The following is a 19,522-nucleotide window of genomic DNA, read 5'->3' as shown; positions in this document are numbered from 1 at the left end:
TTGGCTGCCAAGAAAAAACCCGCACCCAAACGCGGCGCCAGCCGCAATTCCGCACCTGCGAAGAAGCCCATCCCAGGCTGGCTGTGGCTGGCGATCGGCCTGAGCGTAGGGGCCTTCGTGGTGTTCCTGATGAAGCTCGAGCCGGGCAACAGCGACGTCAAGCGGGTAAAGGCCGAGCAACTGAAAGCGGAAAAGATCGCCGAGGCGAACAAGACGCCGCCCAGCCCGCAAGCCCCGGTCAAACCCAAGTACGACTTCTATACGCTGCTGCCTGAATCCGAAGTGATCGTGCCACCCGAAGCGGTGCCCGAGAAAACCCCACCGATTCCGGCCCAGGCGCCGGTAACCCCGGCCGAGGCAGCCAAGATCGACACTGCCCGGGCTCAGGCCGCGCTCAGTGGCGCGACTCCGCCGCCGGCCCCGCCGGTGATCAAGCCTGCCGCAACCACGCAGTTCTACCTGCAGGCCGGTTCGTTCCGCAAGCAGGCGGATGCCGACCGGGTGCGGGCGCAGATCATCCTGCTGGGGCAGTCGGTGAACGTGGAGTCCGGGACGGTCAAGGAAGACACCTGGTACCGGGTACTGGTGGGTCCGTTCAGCAACCGCGAGCAGCTGACCGTGGCGCAGAAACAGCTGGCCGGCAGTGGCTTTAGTAACCTGCTGTTGCAGCAAAGGCAGATCCGGCAGTAAACCGCGGCGCGCCCTTCGCGGCCGCTGACCGCTCCTGCAGACCGTAGGAGCGGTCAGCGGCCGCGAAAGCCGTGACACGGACCTCCCGATACCCGCAAGCTGTCCCACCACCGCGCACAACCGACAAAGGTTGAAATCTCCTCACCCACCCCCATATTCGTTTCCATCAGGGCATTTTCGCCCCGCTGCGTGGAGACTCTCCCCTTGACCACCATCGTTTCAGTCCGCCGTCATGGCAAAGTCGTCATGGGCGGCGACGGCCAGGTTTCTCTCGGCAATACCGTGATGAAAGGCAACGCCAAGAAAGTCCGTCGCCTGTACCACGGCCAGGTCATCGCCGGCTTTGCCGGTGCCACCGCCGACGCCTTCACGCTCTTCGAGCGTTTCGAAGGCCAGTTGGAGAAACATCAGGGCCATCTGGTCCGTGCCGCCGTGGAACTGGCCAAGGAATGGCGCACCGACCGCTCGCTCAGCCGTCTCGAGGCGATGCTGGCGGTGGCCAACAAGGACGCTTCCTTGATCATCACCGGCAACGGTGACGTGGTCGAACCCGAAGACGGCCTGATCGCCATGGGCTCCGGCGGCGCGTTCGCGCAGGCCGCGGCCAGTGCGCTGCTGAAGAAGACCGAGCTGGGCGCACGGGAAATCGTCGAGACCGCCCTGGGCATCGCTGGCGACATCTGCGTGTTCACCAATCACAACATGACCATCGAGGAGCAGGATCTCGCCGAGTGATCAGACGGTTGTGGGGCCAGGCCTGCACGCAATGCGTCGCAAGCCTTCACCCCTTCCCAGCCTGAACCTCCGAGTCCGGAACACACCATGTCCATGACCCCCCGCGAAATCGTCCACGAACTCAATCGCCACATCATCGGCCAGGACGATGCCAAGCGCGCTGTCGCCATTGCCCTGCGCAACCGCTGGCGGCGCATGCAGCTGCCCGAAGAACTGCGCGTCGAAGTGACGCCCAAGAACATCCTGATGATCGGCCCTACCGGCGTCGGCAAGACCGAAATCGCGCGGCGCCTGGCCAAGCTCGCCAATGCACCGTTCATCAAGGTCGAAGCGACCAAGTTCACCGAGGTCGGCTATGTAGGCCGCGATGTCGAATCGATCATCCGCGACCTGGCCGATGCGGCTATCAAGCTGCTGCGCGAGCAGGAAATGGTCAAGGTTCGCCACCGCGCCGAGGATGCGGCCGAAGAGCGCATTCTCGATGCGCTGTTGCCCGCCGCCCGTGCAGGCTTCAACGAAGAGCCGGTGAGCAACGATTCGAACACCCGTCAGCTGTTCCGCAAGCGCCTGCGCGAAGGCCAGCTGGACGACAAGGAAGTCGAGATCGAGGTGGCCGAGCAGATGGGTGGCGTGGACATCTCCGCGCCTCCCGGCATGGAAGAAATGACCAACCAGCTGCAGAGCCTGTTCGCCAACATGGGCAAGGGCAAGAAGAAGAGCCGCAAGCTCAAGGTCAAGGACGCGCTGAAAATGGTCCGCGACGAAGAAGCCGGCCGCCTGGTCAACGAGGAAGAGCTCAAGGCCAAGGCACTGGAAGCGGTCGAGCAGCACGGTATCGTCTTCATCGATGAAATCGACAAGGTGGCCAAGCGCGGCAATGTGGGCGGTGCCGACGTGTCCCGTGAAGGCGTGCAACGCGACCTGCTGCCGTTGATCGAAGGCTGCACGGTCAACACCAAGCTGGGCATGGTCAAGACCGACCACATCCTGTTCATTGCTTCGGGTGCGTTCCACCTGAGCAAGCCGAGCGATCTGGTTCCCGAACTGCAGGGTCGCCTGCCGATTCGCGTCGAACTCAAGGCGTTGAGCCCGCAGGACTTCGAGCGCATCCTCAGCGAGCCACATGCCTCGCTGACCGAGCAGTATCGCGAGTTGCTCAAGACCGAAGGCTTGAACATCGAGTTCGTGCCCGAAGGGATCAAGCGTTTGGCCGAGATCGCCTGGCAGGTCAACGAGAAGACCGAGAACATCGGTGCGCGCCGCCTGCACACGTTGCTCGAGCGGTTGCTGGAGGAAGTCTCGTTCAGCGCCGGCGACATGGCCGCTGCGCACAGCGAGGCGCCGATCCAGATCGATGCCGAGTACGTGAACAGCCACCTGGGTGAGCTGGCGCAGAACGAAGACCTGTCGCGCTACATTCTGTAAGACGGCCTGTCATGCGCGGTGCGGCCTTTGCGGCCGCTGACCGCGCCTACGGAACGCGGCTCGCGGGCGACGTCAATGATCGTTCGCACAGGCCGGGTTCGCAGGAGCGGTCCGTGGCCGCGAAACAGACACCGCGCGACTTCGAGACCCACCATGACCAGAATCCCCAGCGCCATCAATTTGCACAAGGCCTCCAAGACTTTGAGCCTGACCTATGGCCCCGACGAGGTGTTTCACCTGCCCGCCGAGTTTCTGCGCGTGCACTCGCCGTCCGCCGAGGTCCAGGGCCACGGCAAGCCGATCCTGCAGGTCGGCAAACTGGGGGTTGGCCTGGCCAAGGTCGAAGCTGCAGGCCAGTACGCCTTGAAACTGACCTTCGACGACGGCCATGACAGCGGCCTGTTCACCTGGGACTACCTGTACCAGTTGGCGCTGCGCCAGGAGCAGCTCTGGGCCGACTACCTGGAACAATTGCGCGCGGCCGGCAAATCCCGCGACCCCGCCGAATCCGTGGTCAGGTTGATGCTTTAAGCCGCCAGGGCCTTGTCCAGGGCCTTTTCGATCTCGCTCTGGATGGTGCCGCTCATCATCGCCAGCATCATGCCCAGCTTCAGATCGATTCGAATCGCTTCGTCGTCGATCTGCACGGTGCCCTGTGCACCGCTGCGCTTGACCGCCACCGTGTCGCCTTGCCAGGTAGCCTGCACGTCATAGCGGTCGATCAGCTTCTGGACCACCACTTCAGCTTTCTGCCGCGCCGCGTCGCGGCCCAGATTGTGTTTGCGTTCGACGTTGATCTGGGTCATCGGGAATTCCAACAGGTAAGGGTTCAATGGCGCACAGTTTAACCCGGTTGCCCCGGCAATCCATCGTGCCAAGACAAAGCGCCCTTGTGCGGCTTAGAATGGTGCGTAATTTTTCCTGGTGACAGCGATATGAATGATCAGCGCAAAGGCGGCGATGCCGAACCCACCACTCACTTCGGCTACAAGCACGTACCGGAAAGCCAGAAGGCCGAGAAGGTCGCCGAGGTGTTCCACTCGGTAGCGGCCAAGTACGACTTGATGAACGACGTGCTGTCCGGCGGCATGCATCGGCTGTGGAAGCGCTTCACCATCGAGCTCTCGGGCGTGCGCGTGGGTAACCGGGTGCTCGACATCGCCGGCGGCACGGGCGATCTGGCACGCAAGTTCTCCGACCTGGTAGGGCCTACCGGCCAGGTGGTGCTCGCCGACATCAACGCCTCGATGCTCAAGGTCGGTCGCGACCGGCTGCTCGACCGCGGCGTGGCCGGCAACATCGAATTCGTCCAGGCCGATGCGGAAAAGCTGCCGTTCCCCGACAATCACTTCGATTGCGTGACCATCGCCTTCGGCCTGCGCAACGTCACCCACAAGGAAGCGGCCATCGCTTCCATGCTGCGCGTGCTCAAGCCAGGCGGGCGCCTGCTGGTGCTGGAGTTTTCCAAGCCTACCAACAAGCTGATGTCCAAGGTCTACGACGCCTATTCATTCGCGTTCATGCCGCTGGCCGGCAAGCTGATCACCAACGATTCGGAAAGCTACCGTTACCTGGCCGAATCGATCCGCATGCATCCCGATCAGGAAACCCTCAAGGCCATGATGGTGCAGGCCGGTTTCGACCGCGTCACCTACCACAACATGACCAGCGGCATCGTTGCCCTGCACCGCGGGATCAAGCCCTGATGCTGCTCGGCGGCCTGATCGCCAGTGTCGAATACGGTCTGAACCGTGTGCTGCGCCTGGACGCCACGGCGTTGCCGCGCCTGGCGCACCTGCACGGCAAGGTGATTGCCATCCAGGGCCGCCAGCCCGCCTTTAACCTGTACATACTGCCCAGTGCCAATGGCCTGATGCTGGCCCAGCAGTGGGCCACGCCGCCCGACTGCACGTTGCGCGCGCCGGCTGCCAGCCTGGTGCAACTGGCACTGCGCAAGGACAAGACCGCGGTGCTGCACAGCCCGCAGGTCGATCTGGACGGCGACAGCGCCGCGCTGCTGGACCTGGTCAAGGTGCTGCAGGACCTTGAACTGGACTGGGAATACGAAGTCTCACGCTGGCTGGGTCCGGTGCCCACCGCCTTGTTGGCCGGGCATTTGCGCAGCCGCACGGGCTGGACCCGTCAGAGTCTGGCCACGGCGACGCAGAACCTGGGCGAATACCTGGCCGAGGAAGCGCGTACATTGGTGGGCGAGCAGGAAGCCCAGGCCCGTTTCAGTGAGCTGGATGCTTTGAAAGTCGACGTCGAACGCCTCGAGGCGCGTATTGAGCGCCTCGCCCGATCCCACAATTCCAGCGATAACGCATGAAGCTGCTTGCCGTCCGCCGTCTGTTGCGCATCCAGCGCGTCATCATTCGTTACCGCCTCGATGACCTGATGTTCGCCCTGCCACTGCCGTGGTGGCTGAAAATCACCCGTTTCGCCATGCCTTGGCGCTGGCTGCCGCGCAGCCGCCAGGAACTCAACCGTGGCGCGCGCCTGCGCTTGGCCTTGCAGGACCTGGGGCCAATCTTCATCAAGTTCGGGCAGATCCTTTCCACCCGCCGCGACCTGCTGCCCGAAGACATCGCCGATGAGCTGATGCTGCTGCAGGACCGGGTGCCGCCGTTCGACCCCAAGCAGGCCATGGCCCTCATCGAGCAGCAACTGGGTGCGAAGATCACCGACGTGTTCAGTCGCTTCGACGTCGAGCCATTGGCGTCGGCCTCGGTGGCCCAGGTTCACGCCGCTCGGCTCAAGACCGGTGAAGAGGTGGTGGTCAAGGTCGTTCGCCCGGGGCTCAAGTCGGTGATCAGCCAGGATCTGGCCTGGCTGTTCCTGCTCGCCCGCCAGGCCGAGCGGCTGTCCGCCGACGCGCGCCTGCTGCACCCGGTCGACGTGGTCGCCGACTACGAACGTACCATCTACGACGAACTCGACCTGTTGCGCGAAGCGGCCAACTCCAGCCAGCTGCGGCGCAATTTCGAAGACTCCGACCTGCTCTACGTGCCTCAGGTCTACTGGGACTGGTGCCGGCCGAAGGTCTTGGTGATGGAGCGCATCTACGGCGTGCAGGTCACCGACATGGCCGCCCTGGCCGACCAGCGCACCGACATGAAGCTGCTGGCCGAGCGCGGCGTCGAGATTTTCTTCACCCAGGTGTTTCGCGACAGTTTCTTCCATGCCGACATGCACCCCGGCAACATCTTCGTCAGCACCGTGGCACCGTGGAGCCCGCGCTACATCGCCATCGACTGCGGCATCGTCGGCAGCCTGACCCCCGAAGATCAGGATTACCTGGCGCGCAACCTGTTCGCCTTCTTCAAGCGCGACTACCGCCGCGTGGCGCAGTTGCACATCGATTCGGGCTGGGTACCGGCCGAGACCAAGCTCAACGAATTCGAAGCGGCGATCCGCACCGTCTGCGAGCCGATCTTCGAGAAGCCACTGAAGGACATCTCCTTCGGCCAGGTGCTCATGCGCCTGTTCCAGACCGCACGACGTTTCAACATGGAAGTCCAGCCGCAACTGGTGCTGCTGCAGAAAACCCTGCTCAACATCGAAGGCCTGGGTCGACAGCTGTACCCGGACCTCGACCTGTGGAGCACCGCCCAGCCGTTCCTGGAACGCTGGATGCGCCAGCGGGTCAGCCCGAAATCTTTGTTTCAGAATGTTCAATCGCAGGTCGAGCAATTACCTCACCTGGCCAACATGACCCGCGATCTGCTCGAACGAATGTCTCAGCCTCATCGCAAGGATCCACCGCCGCCCTGGGAGCAACGCCACGATCGCTGGGCCCTGCGGCTGCTCGGCGGCGCCTTGCTGGTGGGTGGAACGGTCACCGCCGTCTCCGGCATAGCCCTGGACAGCGTCCAGGCATGGCCCGCCTGGTTGATGCTGGCATCGGGCTTGTACCTGGTCGTGCGCCGATAGCCAGTCGCGCCATCGGCTGGCACACTAGCCCTCTCTGTTGTCGGAGTCGCACATGAAAGACTGGCTGGACGAGATCAAATGGGACCGCGACGGCCTGGTGCCGGCGATTGCCCAGGATCACCACACCGGGCGCATCCTCATGATGGCCTGGATGAACCGCGAGGCACTGGCATTGACCGCTGCCGAAAACCGGGCGATCTACTGGTCCCGTTCGCGTGGCAAGCTGTGGCGCAAGGGCGAGGAATCCGGTCACGTGCAGAAACTGCACGAGCTGCGCCTGGACTGCGACGCCGACGTGGTCGTGCTCAGCGTCGAGCAGGTCGGTGACATCGCCTGTCACACTGGCCGCCAAAGCTGCTTCTATCGGGTCTTCGAGAACGGCCAATGGACCGTCGTCGACCCGGTCCTGAAAAATCCCGCTGCCATCTATTCCGCAGGCCATGGCCATGAATGACACTCTGGACCGCGTCGCTGCGGTGCTCGAAGAACGCAAGGGCGCCAGCGCCGACAGCTCGTATGTCGCCAGCCTGTACGCCAAGGGATTGAACAAGATTCTGGAAAAGCTCGGCGAAGAATCGATCGAGACCATCATTGCCGCCAAGGATGCCGCCCACAGCGGCGACTGCAGCGATGTCATCTACGAAACCGCCGATCTGTGGTTCCATAGCCTGGTCATGCTTGCACAACTCGGCCAACACCCACAGGCTGTACTCGATGAACTGGATCGCCGATTCGGCCTGTCCGGTCACGATGAGAAAGCCGCCCGCCTGCCGTCAGCCTGAAATGTCTTTTTGGAGGAGTTGAATCATGGGTCTGTTTGATTGGAAACACTGGATCGTCATCCTGATTGTCGTGGTACTGGTCTTCGGCACCAAGAAACTCAAGAACCTGGGCACCGACGTCGGTGAATCGATCAAGGGCTTTCGCAAAGCCATGAACGACGACGACAAACCGGGTGCCGAGCAGCCGACACAGCCGGTCCACCCGCAGGCCAGCTCGCCGCTGACTCCGCCGCATACCCTCGACGGCCAGCATCAGAAAGTCGAAGAACCCATCAGGAAAGACTGATCAATGTTCGGTATCAGCTTCAGCGAACTCATGCTCGTGGGCCTCATCGCCCTGTTGGTGCTGGGCCCTGAGCGACTGCCCGGTGCCGCGCGCACCGCAGGGTTGTGGATCGGGCGCCTGAAACGCAGCTTCAACGCGATCAAGACCGAAGTGGAACGCGAGATAGGCGCCGACGAAATCCGTCGCCAACTGCACAACGAGCACGTGCTTTCGCTCGAGGAGCAGGCGCGCAAGATCCTCGATCCGCAGCGCGCCGCGCGTCCGAGCGAGCCGCCCGCACCGCTGGCCGATCCGATTCCACCCGGCGCCCAGGCGCAACCGGTGCTTGATCGTGATGCGGTGAGCACCGACGTCACTCCTACCACGGTGCCCACTGCCACGCAGACACCGGCTGTGGTTGACCGTGACACGAGCAGCGCTCAGGCTGTTGCGATACCCGTATCCTCCAATGAACCTACACAGCCACCGCGGGCCCCATGAGCGAAATTCCGGAAAACGACCAGCCCATGCCGCTGGTCTCGCACTTGACCGAATTGCGCACGCGCCTGCTGCGTTGCGTTGCCGTGATTTTCCTGGTCTTCGCCGGGCTGTTTTCCTTCGCCCAACAGATCTACACCCTGGTGTCGGCGCCGCTGCGCGAGTACCTGCCCGAAGGGGCCACGATGATCGCCACTGATGTGGCCTCGCCGTTTCTCACGCCTTTCAAGCTGACCATGATGGTCTCGCTGTTCCTGGCCGTGCCGATCATCCTGCACCAGGTCTGGGGCTTCATCGCACCGGGCCTGTACAAGCACGAAAAACGCATTGCCATACCATTGCTGGTGTCGAGCATCTTCCTGTTCTATGCGGGGATGGCCTTCGCCTACTTTCTGGTGTTTCCACTGGTCTTCAAGTTCTTCGCCAGTGCCACGCCGGTGGGCGTGACCATGGCCACCGACATCGCCAGTTACCTCGATTTCGTCATGACGCTGTTCTTCGCTTTCGGCGTGGCGTTCGAGATTCCGGTGGCCGTGGTACTGCTGGTGTGGATCGGCGTGGTCGACGTCAAGTACCTGCGCAAGATCCGCCCGTACGTGATCATCGGCTGCTTCGTGGTCGGCATGATTCTGACCCCACCGGACATTTTTTCGCAGACACTGCTGGCCGTGCCGATGTGGTTGCTGTTCGAGATCGGCATCCTGTTCGGTGCCCTGATCCGCAAGCGCGGTGACGAACCAACCGAGGACGATGACCGCAACGGCCAGCCGCCTGCGACTCAGGCATGAACCTGCTGCTGCTCGAAACGGCCGACTTCACCGCGCCGGACAAGGTAGTGCTGCGTGATCGACGCTTCACCCACATGCAGGCCGTGCACCGTGTCGAACTGGGCGACAGCCTGCGGGTGGGCAAGGTCGATGGCTTGATGGGGCGTGCCCAGGTCACAAGGTTGGAAGATCACGAGGCCGAACTTGCCGTGGTGCTCGACCAACCGCCACCGGCGAAACTGCCGCTGACACTGGTGCTTGCGCTGCCCCGCCCGAAAATGCTTCGCCGAGTGTTCCAGACCATTGCCACCATGGGGGTGGCCAAGCTGGTCCTGGTGAACAGCTATCGGGTCGAGAAAAGTTTCTGGCAAACCCCTTTTCTCGAGCCGGCTGCCATTCGCGAGCAGCTCATCCTGGGCCTGGAACAGGCACGCGATACCCAGCTCCCCGAAGTGCTGATCGAAAAGCGTTTCAAGCCCTTCGTCGAGGATCGCCTGCCTGCTCTGAGCGCCGGCACCCTGGGGCTGGTCGGGCATCCGGGCGACTACCCGCCCTGCCCGCGTCATCCGGAGCAGCCAGTGACCCTGGCCATTGGTCCGGAAGGTGGCTGGATTCCCTACGAGGTCGACCTGCTGGGCCTTGCAGGTTTGCAGCCAGTGCAGCTGGGCGAACGCATCCTGCGGGTTGAAACCGCCGTGGCGGTGCTGCTCGCGCGGCTGTTCTGACCCACGTCGTCCAGGCTTGACGATTCCCGGTGGGTCACGTCACTTAGCCACCATCGAGTTTCGGCGACACCTGCCGATGCCCCTGAACTGCCGACAATCATGCTGTCGGCCTGTCAGGGAGCTTCATCATGTCCAACACCTTTGCCCGCTACCTGGGCAATCTGAGCGTCAACCTGAAACTGGGGATTGGTTTCGGTGTGGTGCTACTGCTTACTCTTTTGATTGCCGCCACGGGCTGGTCTGGCCTGACCCGCTTGATCGAGCGCGCCGACAAGATCACCAGCATTTCCATACTCGACGACCGCATGCGTGACCTGCGCATTGCCGCTCAGTCGTTCGAACTGCAGAAAGGCAGTTCCGGTGCCGACAATGTCACCCGTCTTCTCGACCAGCTCGACAACGATCTTGCGGCCGCCCAGCACACTCTGGTGCAGCCCGAAGACATCGCGCTCGTCGAGCAGGAAATAGCCACCACCCAAGCCTATCGCCGGGAATTCACCGCATCGCTGGCGTCGATCCAGGGTCGCGAGGCAGCCCGCAGCCAACTGGGCAGCACCGCCGACCGCGCCGTGGCCGAAGTCAATCAGGCGCAGGCAGCGCTGCTGAGCCAGGGCGAGCTGACGGCCTACAGCACCCTGGTGGAAACCAGCCGGCTGATCCAGCAGGCGCGCTTTCAAGTGCGTGGCTACACCTATAGCGCCAAGGACGAAGCACGTCAGCCGGCGCTGGCGGCCATCGACCAGGCGATCGCTTCGGTCGCCGCTGCGGGGGCCAGCGTTTCCGGCGAATTCACCGGCCGCTTGCAGCAGGCCGGCGATTCCCTGCGTGCCTATCGCGCAGCGGTGGCGCAATTCAGCGAAAACCAGCAGGCCACACTGCAGAGCATCGACAAGATGACGGCATTGGGCACCACCCTGCTCGGGTTGAGCGACCGACTGGGCGACTCGCAGACGGCCAAGCGCGATGCCGACACGGCCCAGGCCAAGGCGTGGCTGGCCACTGCAGCCGCCCTGGCCACACTGCTCGGTATCGCTGCGGCATGGGCGATCACCGCGCAGATCGTCGGCCCGTTGCGGCAGACCCTGGCGAGTGTCGAGCGCGTCGCTTCCGGCGACCTCCGGCAGTCGCCCGCCATCACCCGACGTGACGAACTGGGCCAGGTTCAGCTGGCCCTGCAGCGCATGACCCTTAACCTGCGCGAACTGGTGGGTGGCATCAGCGAGGGCGTCACGCAGCTGGCCAGTGCCGCCGAGGAGCTTTCCGCGGTCACCGAGCAGACCAGCGCCGGCGTCAACGCGCAGAAAGTCGAAACCGACCAGGTGGCCACGGCCATGAATGAAATGGCGGCGACGGTGCAGGAAGTGGCGCGCAACGCCGAGGAAGCCTCGGAAGCTGCCGTGGCTGCCGATCAGCAGGCCCGTGAAGGTGATCGAGTGGTCAGCCAGGCCGTGGGCCAGATCGAGCGACTGGCCGCCGAGGTGCTGCATTCCAGCGAGGCCATGAATCAGTTGAAGCAGGAAAGCAGCAAGATCGGCGGCGTGCTCGATGTGATCAAGTCGGTGGCGCAGCAGACCAACCTGTTGGCTCTGAACGCGGCAATCGAGGCGGCCCGTGCCGGCGAGGCAGGTCGCGGTTTTGCCGTGGTGGCCGATGAAGTACGCAGCCTGGCCCAACGCACTCAGCAATCGACCGAAGAGATCCAGTCATTGATCGCTTCGCTGCAGACCGGTACCCATGAGGTTTCCAGCGCACTGGACAGCAGCCGGGCGATGACCGACAGCAGTGTGCAACTGGCCCGGCGTGCCGGTGAGTCGTTGAGCGACATTACCCGTACCGTGTCGACGATCCAGGCGATGAACCAGCAGATCGCCGCCGCCGCGGAGCAACAGAGTGTGGTGGCCGAAGAGATCAACCGCAGCGTGCTCAACGTGCGCGACGTTTCCGAGCAGACATCGGCGGCGAGCGAGGAAACGGCAGCGTCGAGCATCGAGCTGGCGCGTCTGGGCACACATCTGCAGGGGTTGGTGGGTCAGTTCAAGGTCTGACCCTGGTTGGGTGAGCCTGAGGGCCTCTTCGCGGGCAGAGACCCGCTCCCACAGGAATCTGCAGCGATCTTGTGGGAGCGGGTCTCTGCCCGCGAAGAGGCCCCACAGCCAGACAGGCAGCAGAACTACAACACCTGCGGTACTTCTGTGGGAGCGGGTCTCTGCCCGCGAAAGCGGTCTGCGGATCGGCGCAGGAACCTGGGCTACAACACCTGCCGCAAAAACGCCTGTGCCCTTGGGTCCTTGGGTGCGTCGAAGAACTCGGCCGGGGGCGCATCTTCCAGCAAACGGCCATGGTCGAAGAACAGCACACGGTCCGCCACTTCACGGGCGAAGCCCATTTCATGGGTGACGCACACCATGGTCATGCCTTCTTCGGCGAGGGTCTTCATCACTTCCAGCACCTCACCGACCATCTCCGGATCGAGCGCCGATGTCGGCTCGTCGAACAGCATGACCTTAGGGTCCATGCACAGCGCCCGGGCAATGGCCACGCGCTGCTGCTGGCCACCGGACAGCCGTGAAGGAAACGCATCGGCCTTCTCGCCGATGCCTACCTTGGCCAGCAATGCGCGTGCCTTGGCCTCTCGCTCGGCCCTGCCGCGCTTGCGCACCACTTTCTGCGCCAGGCACAGGTTTTCCAGCACGGTCATGTGCGGAAACAGGTTGAAGTGCTGGAACACCATGCCGACTTCGCGTCGGTAGGCATTGATGTTGGTTTTGGGATCGTCGAGGCGCAGGCCATCGATGCTTACCGAGCCTTCATCGAATGCCTCAAGGCCATTGAGGCAACGCAGGAAGGTGGACTTGCCCGAGCCCGAGGGGCCCAGTACCACCAGCACCTCGCCCTTGGCCACCTGCGTGCTCACCTGATCGACCGCGCGCACCACCTGGCCACGGGTATTGAACACCTTCAACAGGTCGCGTACTTCAATCACTTTGCGCAAGCCTCCGCTCGAGCCGGCTGGCGAAATACGACAGCGGCAGATTGATGACCAGGTACAGGGCTGCCACGCAGAACCAGATCTCGAACGTCGAGAACGACGTGGTGATGGCTTCGCGACCGCTCTTGGTCAGCTCGGTAATGGCAATCACCGACACCAGCGACGTGTCCTTGACCAGGCTGATGAACTGCCCGGCCAGGGGTGGCAGAACACGCTTGAAAGCCTGCGGCAGGATGACGTGACGCATCGACTGTCCGGCATCCAGGCCCAGGGAGCGGGCGGCCTCGCCCTGCCCCTTGGCAATGGACTGCACGCCCGAGCGCACGATCTCGGCCACGTAGGCACCGGTGAACAGCGCCAGCGCCGCCACCCCGGCGAATTCGCGCGAAAGGTTGAGCACGGTACCGATGAAGAAATAGAAGATGAAAATCTGCACCAGCAGCGGCGTACCCCGCACCAGCTCGACATACACCGTCGACAGATGGCGCAAGGTGGGGTTGCTCGACAACCGGCACAGCCCGGTGACCAGGCCCAGCAGCAGGCCGGCCACGCCGGACACCAGCGACAGCCACAGCGTGGTCCACAGCCCCCAGGCGATCGGTCCGGCGGTCCAGTGGCGCGTCACGCCGATCTGGTCGCCTTCGGAGACGTCATCGCCCTCTTCGAGCACGACACTGCCACTGTCCGCCAGCAACACCTGTTCGCCACCGTCTTCGTCGCGCAGGGTGACCCGTGTCTGCCCGCCCTGCCGGACGATCTGCTCGACGCTGCCATAGCCCTCGGCGCGCTGCGGCAGCTCGGCCTGATAGACGAAGTACTGCGGCACTCGATTCCAATGCCACTCATAGGAAATGCGCGAGGTGGCAGCGTACAAGCTGAAAGCCAGGCCGATGAGCACCAGCGCGGTAAGCCCGTGCCAGGGCCATTGAGCTTTGTGGTGTTTGATCACAGGGGGTTCAATCCGCTAGAAGACCGCCGCGCAGGGCAGGCCTGCGCGTCAGGGAGAGTCTGGCCAGAGGCGCAGTCATTGCATTTCGTCGAGCCAGTTCTTGCTCACGAACCACTTCTTGTGGATACGATCGTAGCTGCCGTCTTCACGGGCCTGGCGCAGGAAGTTGTTGATGAAGTTGAGGCTGTCGTAGTCGCCCTTCTTCAAGCCGAACGCCAAGGGCTCGTAAGTGAAAGGCTCGTCGAGGTAGACCAGCTTGCCATTACCGACCTTGTCCACCGCCACCACGTTGTAGGGCGAATCGTAGATGAACGCATCCGCCTTGCCGTTGACCACGTCGAGTACCGCTTCAGGCTCGTTGTCGTAGCCGTGGTACTGCGCCTTGGCGATCAACTTGCGCGCCACGAACTCGCCGGTCGTGCCGACCTTGGAGGTGATGCGGTAGTCCGGCGAGTTCAGGTCCTTGTAGGTCTTGACCTTGTCGGCCAATTCCTTGCGGATCAGCAGGGTCTGGCCGACGACGATGAACGGGTCGCTGAAGTTGATGCGCAGGTTGCGCTCCTGGGTCAGGGTCAGGCCGCTGCCGATCATGTCGAACTTGTCGGTCATCAGCGCTGGAATGATGCCATCCAGGCTGGTCGATACCAGCTCCAGCTTGACGCCCATGGACTTGGCCATGGCCTTGAGCAGGTCGACTTCGAAACCGATGATTTCGCCACGCTTGTTGGTCATTTCGAACGGCATGTAGGTCGGGTCCATGCCCACCCGCAAAGTGCCGCGCTTGACCGCTTCGTCGATAGCGCCCGCTTGCGCCGAACCCACGACCGCCATGGCCATGACGCCGAGCAGCAGCCGCGACAGATACTTGTTCATTACCAATTCCCCTAGCCAACTTCGGGCACGGCCAAGCCTGGGCGCACCATTTCGGGGTGCGATCCTAACTCAAACAGGGGGTTGAACAAAGTTTGGCGATGAAATGAGTGCCAGGTGGCACTATTGGAGGGCATGGCGGAGTAACCGTGGTGCGGCCTTCGCGGCCGCTGACCGCTCCTACAAAGAACTGCAGCATGCCTGTGGGTGCCAGATGGCGCTGTTGGGGGGCATGGCAGGAATATCGAGGTGCAGCATTCGCGGGCAGAGGGCTCAGCCGCCCGCCCCGCTCCCACAGGAGTGCTTTTGCTACTTGTGGGAGCGGGCTCTGCCCGCGAATGAGGCCAACACGGTCAGGCGTTCTGCAAGCCTGCCGCTGCAGCGGTGTCCAGCGTTGGCACAGCCGGCGATTGCCGCTCCGCCTGCTTGGACTGACGCCACGCTTCCAGCCACGCAACGTTCTGGTCAGCCCAGACATGCTCGTGCAGACGCGAGATCGCTACCGGATCACTGAGCAGCGACATGCGCGTGCTGTTGTCGAGCTTCTGCGGGCCACCCTCCAGTGCCTGATGCACCCACTGCGCGCGCATGCTTTCGATCGGCGCAGCCTTGCCGTGCCGCGCCGTGCCCAGGCCGTAGGCCAAGGCATTCTGGCGCGGATCGACAACGGCACGCACGAAACCATCCTTGAGCGCGTTATCACGGTTTGCCTGGGTATAGCGATCGGTGGACAGCAGCTCCTGTGGCGTGTCGTACTCCTCGGGAATCAGGAACAACTTCTCATCGCGTGCCTGCATGCCCAGATTGGTCCGGCTGGAGATCACCGACACCGGGATCGACAGCATCAGCGAACCCACGATCGGAGTCAGCCACCACAGGAAGCTGGGGTTCAGCCAGATCACCAGGGCAGCCCAGGCCGCGCCCAGCAGCGTCTGCGAGCCATGACGCTTGATCGCCTCGCTCCAGGGCGTGGAGTCGTCGTCACGCTGCGGCGAGTTCCAGGTCGCGGCCCAACCCAGGAACGCGGCGAGCACGAAACGGGTATGGAACAGCATGCGCACCGGCGCCAGCAGCATCGAGAAGAGCATTTCCAGCAGCATCGACAAGGTGACCTTGAAACGGCCGCCGTATTCTTTCGCGCCCTTGGCCCAGATCAGGATGATGCTCAGCAGCTTGGGCAGGAACAGCAGCACGATGGTGGTGGAGAACAGCGCCACCGCCTTGTCCGGGTGCCATTGCGGCCACAGCGGGTACAGCTGACGCGGCGCCAGGAAGTAGGTCGGCTCCATCAGCGTGTTCACCGCCAGCAGCGCGGTGGACAGCACCAGGAAGAAGAACCACAACGGTGCCGACAGGTACGACATCACGCCGGTGAGGAATACCGCCCGGTGAACCGGGTGCATGCCCTTGACCAGGAACAGCCGGAAGTTCATCAGGTTGCCGTGGCACCAGCGGCGATCGCGCTTGAGCTCGTCGAGCAGGTTGGGCGGCAGTTCTTCGTAGCTGCCCGGCAGATCATAGGCAATCCACACGCCCCAGCCGGCGCGGCGCATCAGTGCCGCCTCGACGAAGTCGTGAGAAAGAATCGCACCGGCGAACGCACCCTTGCCCGGCAACGGCGCCAGGGCGCAGTGCTCGATGAAAGGCTTCATGCGAATGATCGCATTGTGCCCCCAGTAGTGCGATTCGCCCAACTGCCAGAAGTGCAGGCCGGCGGTGAACAGCGGACCGTACACGCGGGTAGCGAACTGCTGCATGCGCGCGTACAGGGTGTCCATGCCCGAAGCCTTCGGCGCGGTCTGGATGATGCCCGCATCCGGGGTCGCTTCCATCAAGCGAACCAGGCTGGTCAGGCATTCGCCACTCATTACGCTGTCGGCGTCGAGTACCACCATGTAGCGGTATTCGCTGCCCCAGCGACGGCAGAAGTCGTCGAGGTTGCCGCTCTTGCGTTTGACCCGACGGCGGCGACGACGGTAGAAGATATGCCCGAAACCACCGGCTTCGCGGCACACTTCCAACCACGCCTGTTGCTCGGCAACCGCGATATCGGGGTCGTTGGTGTCGCTGAGCACGAAGAAGTCGAAACGATCCAGGTCACCAGTCGCCTTGACCGATTCGAACGTGGCGCGCAAACCGGCGAAGACGCGTGTCACGTCTTCGTTGCAGATCGGCATGACCAGCGCGGTACGCGCGCCTGCCTCGATCGGCTCGTTGCCCGCGCTGGCACCGGAGATGCGGTACTTGTCGCGACCGGTAAGCAGTTCGAGGAAGCCCATCAACGCCGTCCAGAAACCCGCCGATACCCAGCAGAACAGGATACCGAAAAGGATCAGGATGCTGGTCTGCAGGAAGTACGGCAGAACCTGCGTAGCGGTCTGCATGATCGGCTGACGAACCACTTCGTCGAGGTCGACCATGCCCCAGCCCTGGTACGGCATGATGCCTTTCATGTACCAGCCGGCGACGATGGTCTGGCCCAGCATCAGCACCAGCAGAATGTAGCGACGCATCGAACCGACCCAGCGCCAGCGTGCCTTCGGCAGCACCCGCTTGTCGCTGGTGGGCTCGGGCTTGCTGGCCTTGCCGGTCAGCTTGCGCCATACCCGCACCAGCACGTTGGTGCGCCACGGCTCGGGAATCACCAGCGTGCGGTTGATCGGTGGCGTGGCCTTGAGCTGCAGGCGACCGCTGGCGTCGACGCCAAGCATCTCGGCCTCTTCCAGCTCGGCAGCCGAGTCCAGCCGCAGGCGCTGCTCGACCGAGTTCTGTGCGCCAAGCACGGCATCGTGCGACGGGCGCCCGGACAGGCGCTCGTGCAGTTCGGTGAAGGACGTGCAGTCGGCAAGTTCTGCGCGCTGTGCGTCCCCCAGGGGCAAATGAGCCAGATATTCGCCAAGCGATTCTGGCCGAGCTGGAGAATTAGTCATCGGCGGGCAACTGGTAGCTCCAGGTTTCAGTCAGGACCTGCTCGGTCTTGACCGGTTCGGTCGGTGTGACGGGAGCGGTTTCAGGCGCGGCGGGTGCCGGAGCCTGTGCAACCTCGGCAGCCTTGTCGGCCTTGCCGTGTGCCTTGTCATGCTTGGGCGCAGCCTTGGCTTCGACCGGCTCGGCTGCCTTGACAGGCTCCACTGGCAGATCCTTGACCAGCGCTGCACGCATTTCCACGGCCTTGTTCGGATCCTTCACCTTGACCCGCAGGGTCAGGCGCCAGCCTTTGGTCTGCGGGTTGTAGCGGACGTTGTTCTCGACCAGCTCGGCGTTGTCATCGACGCTGACCTGACTGCGAACGGCGGTGTCTTCAGCCAGAGCGGCCAGCACCGGACCTTCGTAGTCGATCAGGAAGGCAATGCTGCCATCGGCCTGACGGATCAGGTTGGACTGCTTCACGTCGCCGGTCGAACGCAGGGTCTGATTGACCCAGGCAACGTCGGGCGAGTGAAACTCGTCTTCGTCCGTGGTCCAGTGCAGGCGGTAGTTGTGCTCCAGCGCCTGACCGGGCTCCGGGATCTTTTCCGGGTTCCAGAAGGCCACGATGTTGTCGTTGGTTTCGTCGGCGGTCGGAATTTCGACCAGGTCGACGGTACCCTTGCCCCAATCGCCCTTGGGCTCGATCCAGGCGCTCGGACGCTTGTCATAGCGGTCATCGAGGTCTTCGTAACGGGAGAACTCGCGGCCACGCTGCAGCAGACCGAAACCGCGCGGGTTCTCGACAGTGAAGCTGCTCACGGCCAGGTGCTTGGGATTGTTCAGCGGGCGCCACAGCCACTCGCCGTTGCCGGCATGGATGGACAGGCCGGTGGAGTCGTGCAACTCGTGACGGTAGTTCTGCACACGGGACGGCTGGTTCGAGCCAAACAGGAACATGCTGGTCAGCGGCGCAATGCCCAGGCGGCTGACACGGTCACGCAGGAACACCCGCGACTCGACGTCGACGGTCGTGTCCTTGCCAGGACGCAAGGTCAATTTGTAGGCACCGGTTGAGCGTGGCGAATCGAGCAGAGCGAAGATCACCAGCTGCTTGTCGCCTTCGTTCGGCCGTTCGACCCAGAACTCGCGAAACCGCGGGAACTCTTCGCCCGACGGCAATGCCGTATCAAGGGCCAGGCCGCGGGCCGACAGACCGTAGACCTGGTTTTTGCCGATGACGCGGAAGTAGCTCGCGCCCAGCATGGTCATGATTTCGTCCTGCTTGTCCGCCTTGTTGATCGGGAACAAGACGCGGAAACCGGCGTAGCCCAACTGATCGGTGGATTTGGGATCGAACTGCAGGTCGCCGAAATCGAAACGCGCTGGGTCGTACTTGATTTCGTTGACGGTGGTAGCGGTGACTTCGTTGATCTTCACCGGGGTGTCGAAGTGCATGCCCTGGTGATAGAAGGACAGCTTGAACGGGGTCTTGGCGTCGGCCCATTCGGCGTTTTCGTTGCGGAAACGGATCTTCTGGTAGTCCGCAAACTTCATGTCGCGAAACTCTTTGGGCAGATTGCTGCGCGGAGTTTCGAATTTCTGACCGGCGAGCTCCTTGGCGCGTCCGGCAACATCATCCAGGCTGAAAGCCCAGAGTTGGCTGGCGCTGAACAGGCAGAACAGTGCAGACCCGGCCAGCATCGCATTGCGCAACCGAGTGCGGGGTGTTCTTGAAGCATTTAAAGGACTAACAATCACGAGCAACCCTCGCCGAAAACATATCGAAAAACCAACGGCCAGCAGTCTTGCGCCGGGTTGGCGAGCACTGTTCCGACTCCAAAAGGGCACAATGATTCCCCAAGCGGAGCCGGACACGCTTCAAACTGGACATACCGGGTAGCGAAATGTGGCCCCCTGGCGCGCGATTATCTAGTACGTCGCGTCACAACGCATCAGGGTAGCTCAAGTATTTATGCTGTGAGAA

20 protein-coding genes are annotated in these 19,522 nt (G+C 62.9%); 14 read left to right on the top strand and 6 right to left on the bottom strand.

Features of this window, described 5'->3' with window-relative positions; genetic code table 11:
* From ONG87_RS01720 to ONG87_RS01705, 4 genes are all read left to right on the top strand, one after another.
* Window positions 1–690, top strand: a complete 690-nt coding sequence (locus tag ONG87_RS01720; RefSeq protein ID WP_122480451.1) for an SPOR domain-containing protein — start codon at window positions 1–3, stop codon at window positions 688–690.
* 204 nt (window positions 691–894) lie between these two features.
* Window positions 895–1,425 carry an ATP-dependent protease subunit HslV gene (hslV, locus tag ONG87_RS01715; RefSeq protein ID WP_043191380.1) on the top strand — a complete coding sequence of 177 codons (531 nt, stop codon included), beginning with the start codon at window positions 895–897 and terminating at the stop codon, window positions 1,423–1,425.
* Between the two features lie 87 nt (window positions 1,426–1,512).
* Window positions 1,513–2,850, top strand: coding sequence for an ATP-dependent protease ATPase subunit HslU (gene hslU, locus ONG87_RS01710; RefSeq protein WP_122480452.1), 1,338 nt, complete (start codon window positions 1,513–1,515; stop codon window positions 2,848–2,850).
* Window positions 2,851–3,003: 153 nt separating this feature from the next.
* Entirely contained in the window at window positions 3,004–3,381 is a 378-nt protein-coding gene (locus tag ONG87_RS01705) for a gamma-butyrobetaine hydroxylase-like domain-containing protein (protein ID WP_122480453.1), read from the top strand.
* On the opposite strand, the gene ONG87_RS01700 is transcribed toward ONG87_RS01705, so the two are convergent.
* Complete coding sequence (locus tag ONG87_RS01700; RefSeq protein ID WP_043191383.1) at window positions 3,378–3,656, bottom strand: polyhydroxyalkanoic acid system family protein; 279 nt, start codon at window positions 3,654–3,656, stop codon at window positions 3,378–3,380. The genes ONG87_RS01705 and ONG87_RS01700 overlap by 4 nt on opposite strands.
* A 129-nt stretch (window positions 3,657–3,785) precedes the next feature.
* Here ONG87_RS01700 and ubiE point away from each other — a divergent pair, with 129 nt between their 5' ends.
* From ubiE to ONG87_RS01650, 10 genes are all read left to right on the top strand, one after another.
* A complete protein-coding gene (ubiE, locus tag ONG87_RS01695; RefSeq protein WP_043191385.1) occupies window positions 3,786–4,556 on the top strand; it encodes a bifunctional demethylmenaquinone methyltransferase/2-methoxy-6-polyprenyl-1,4-benzoquinol methylase UbiE in 771 nt (256 codons plus the stop codon).
* The gene (locus tag ONG87_RS01690) at window positions 4,556–5,179 is read left to right on the top strand and encodes an SCP2 domain-containing protein (RefSeq protein ID WP_264382089.1); all 624 of its coding nucleotides are present in this window, start codon (window positions 4,556–4,558) and stop codon (window positions 5,177–5,179) included. The genes ubiE and ONG87_RS01690 overlap by 1 nt, the downstream gene beginning before the upstream one ends.
* Entirely contained in the window at window positions 5,176–6,783 is a 1,608-nt protein-coding gene (gene ubiB, locus ONG87_RS01685) for a ubiquinone biosynthesis regulatory protein kinase UbiB (protein WP_122480456.1), read from the top strand. Before ONG87_RS01690 ends, ubiB begins: the two co-directional genes overlap by 4 nt.
* Window positions 6,784–6,835: 52 nt before the next feature.
* A complete protein-coding gene (gene hisI / locus ONG87_RS01680) occupies window positions 6,836–7,237 on the top strand; it encodes a phosphoribosyl-AMP cyclohydrolase (RefSeq protein WP_185794933.1) in 402 nt (133 codons plus the stop codon).
* Window positions 7,230–7,565 (top strand): phosphoribosyl-ATP diphosphatase, encoded by a 336-nt coding sequence (locus ONG87_RS01675; protein ID WP_122480666.1) that lies wholly within the window; start codon window positions 7,230–7,232, stop codon window positions 7,563–7,565. The genes hisI and ONG87_RS01675 overlap by 8 nt, the downstream gene beginning before the upstream one ends.
* Window positions 7,566–7,590: 25 nt before the next feature.
* Window positions 7,591–7,851, top strand: a complete 261-nt coding sequence (locus tag ONG87_RS01670) for a twin-arginine translocase TatA/TatE family subunit (protein WP_122480458.1) — start codon at window positions 7,591–7,593, stop codon at window positions 7,849–7,851.
* Window positions 7,852–7,854: 3 nt separating this feature from the next.
* Window positions 7,855–8,331 (top strand): Sec-independent protein translocase protein TatB, encoded by a 477-nt coding sequence (gene tatB, locus ONG87_RS01665; RefSeq protein WP_185794932.1) that lies wholly within the window; start codon window positions 7,855–7,857, stop codon window positions 8,329–8,331.
* On the top strand, window positions 8,328–9,116 hold the full coding sequence (gene tatC / locus ONG87_RS01660; protein WP_122480460.1) for a twin-arginine translocase subunit TatC: 789 nt from the start codon (window positions 8,328–8,330) through the stop codon (window positions 9,114–9,116). The genes tatB and tatC overlap by 4 nt, the downstream gene beginning before the upstream one ends.
* On the top strand, window positions 9,113–9,820 hold the full coding sequence (locus tag ONG87_RS01655) for a 16S rRNA (uracil(1498)-N(3))-methyltransferase (protein ID WP_264382088.1): 708 nt from the start codon (window positions 9,113–9,115) through the stop codon (window positions 9,818–9,820). Before tatC ends, ONG87_RS01655 begins: the two co-directional genes overlap by 4 nt.
* A 128-nt stretch (window positions 9,821–9,948) precedes the next feature.
* Window positions 9,949–11,865, top strand: a complete 1,917-nt coding sequence (locus ONG87_RS01650) for a methyl-accepting chemotaxis protein (RefSeq protein WP_264382087.1) — start codon at window positions 9,949–9,951, stop codon at window positions 11,863–11,865.
* Between the two features lie 203 nt (window positions 11,866–12,068).
* Here the strand turns inward: ONG87_RS01650 and ONG87_RS01645 are convergent, their stop codons facing one another.
* The 5 genes from ONG87_RS01645 to ONG87_RS01625 form a co-directional block, all read right to left on the bottom strand.
* Complete coding sequence (locus tag ONG87_RS01645) at window positions 12,069–12,803, bottom strand: amino acid ABC transporter ATP-binding protein (protein WP_192102963.1); 735 nt, start codon at window positions 12,801–12,803, stop codon at window positions 12,069–12,071.
* Window positions 12,796–13,758, bottom strand: coding sequence for an amino acid ABC transporter permease (locus ONG87_RS01640; RefSeq protein ID WP_185794929.1), 963 nt, complete (start codon window positions 13,756–13,758; stop codon window positions 12,796–12,798). The genes ONG87_RS01645 and ONG87_RS01640 overlap by 8 nt, the downstream gene beginning before the upstream one ends.
* 75 nt (window positions 13,759–13,833) lie before the next feature.
* A complete protein-coding gene (locus ONG87_RS01635; protein WP_122480464.1) occupies window positions 13,834–14,631 on the bottom strand; it encodes a transporter substrate-binding domain-containing protein in 798 nt (265 codons plus the stop codon).
* Between the two features lie 350 nt (window positions 14,632–14,981).
* On the bottom strand, window positions 14,982–17,558 hold the full coding sequence (mdoH, locus tag ONG87_RS01630) for a glucans biosynthesis glucosyltransferase MdoH (protein ID WP_192058990.1): 2,577 nt from the start codon (window positions 17,556–17,558) through the stop codon (window positions 14,982–14,984).
* On the bottom strand, window positions 17,551–19,296 hold the full coding sequence (locus tag ONG87_RS01625; RefSeq protein ID WP_301335541.1) for a glucan biosynthesis protein G: 1,746 nt from the start codon (window positions 19,294–19,296) through the stop codon (window positions 17,551–17,553). The genes mdoH and ONG87_RS01625 overlap by 8 nt, the downstream gene beginning before the upstream one ends.
* Window positions 19,297–19,522 lie beyond the last annotated feature (226 nt).

This window comes from Pseudomonas sp. MM227, assembly GCF_947090715.1.
GTDB lineage: Bacteria > Pseudomonadota > Gammaproteobacteria > Pseudomonadales > Pseudomonadaceae > Aquipseudomonas > Aquipseudomonas baltica.
The sequence above is the reverse complement of the archived record's forward strand: the minus strand, read 5'-3'. Positions and strand labels throughout refer to the sequence as shown.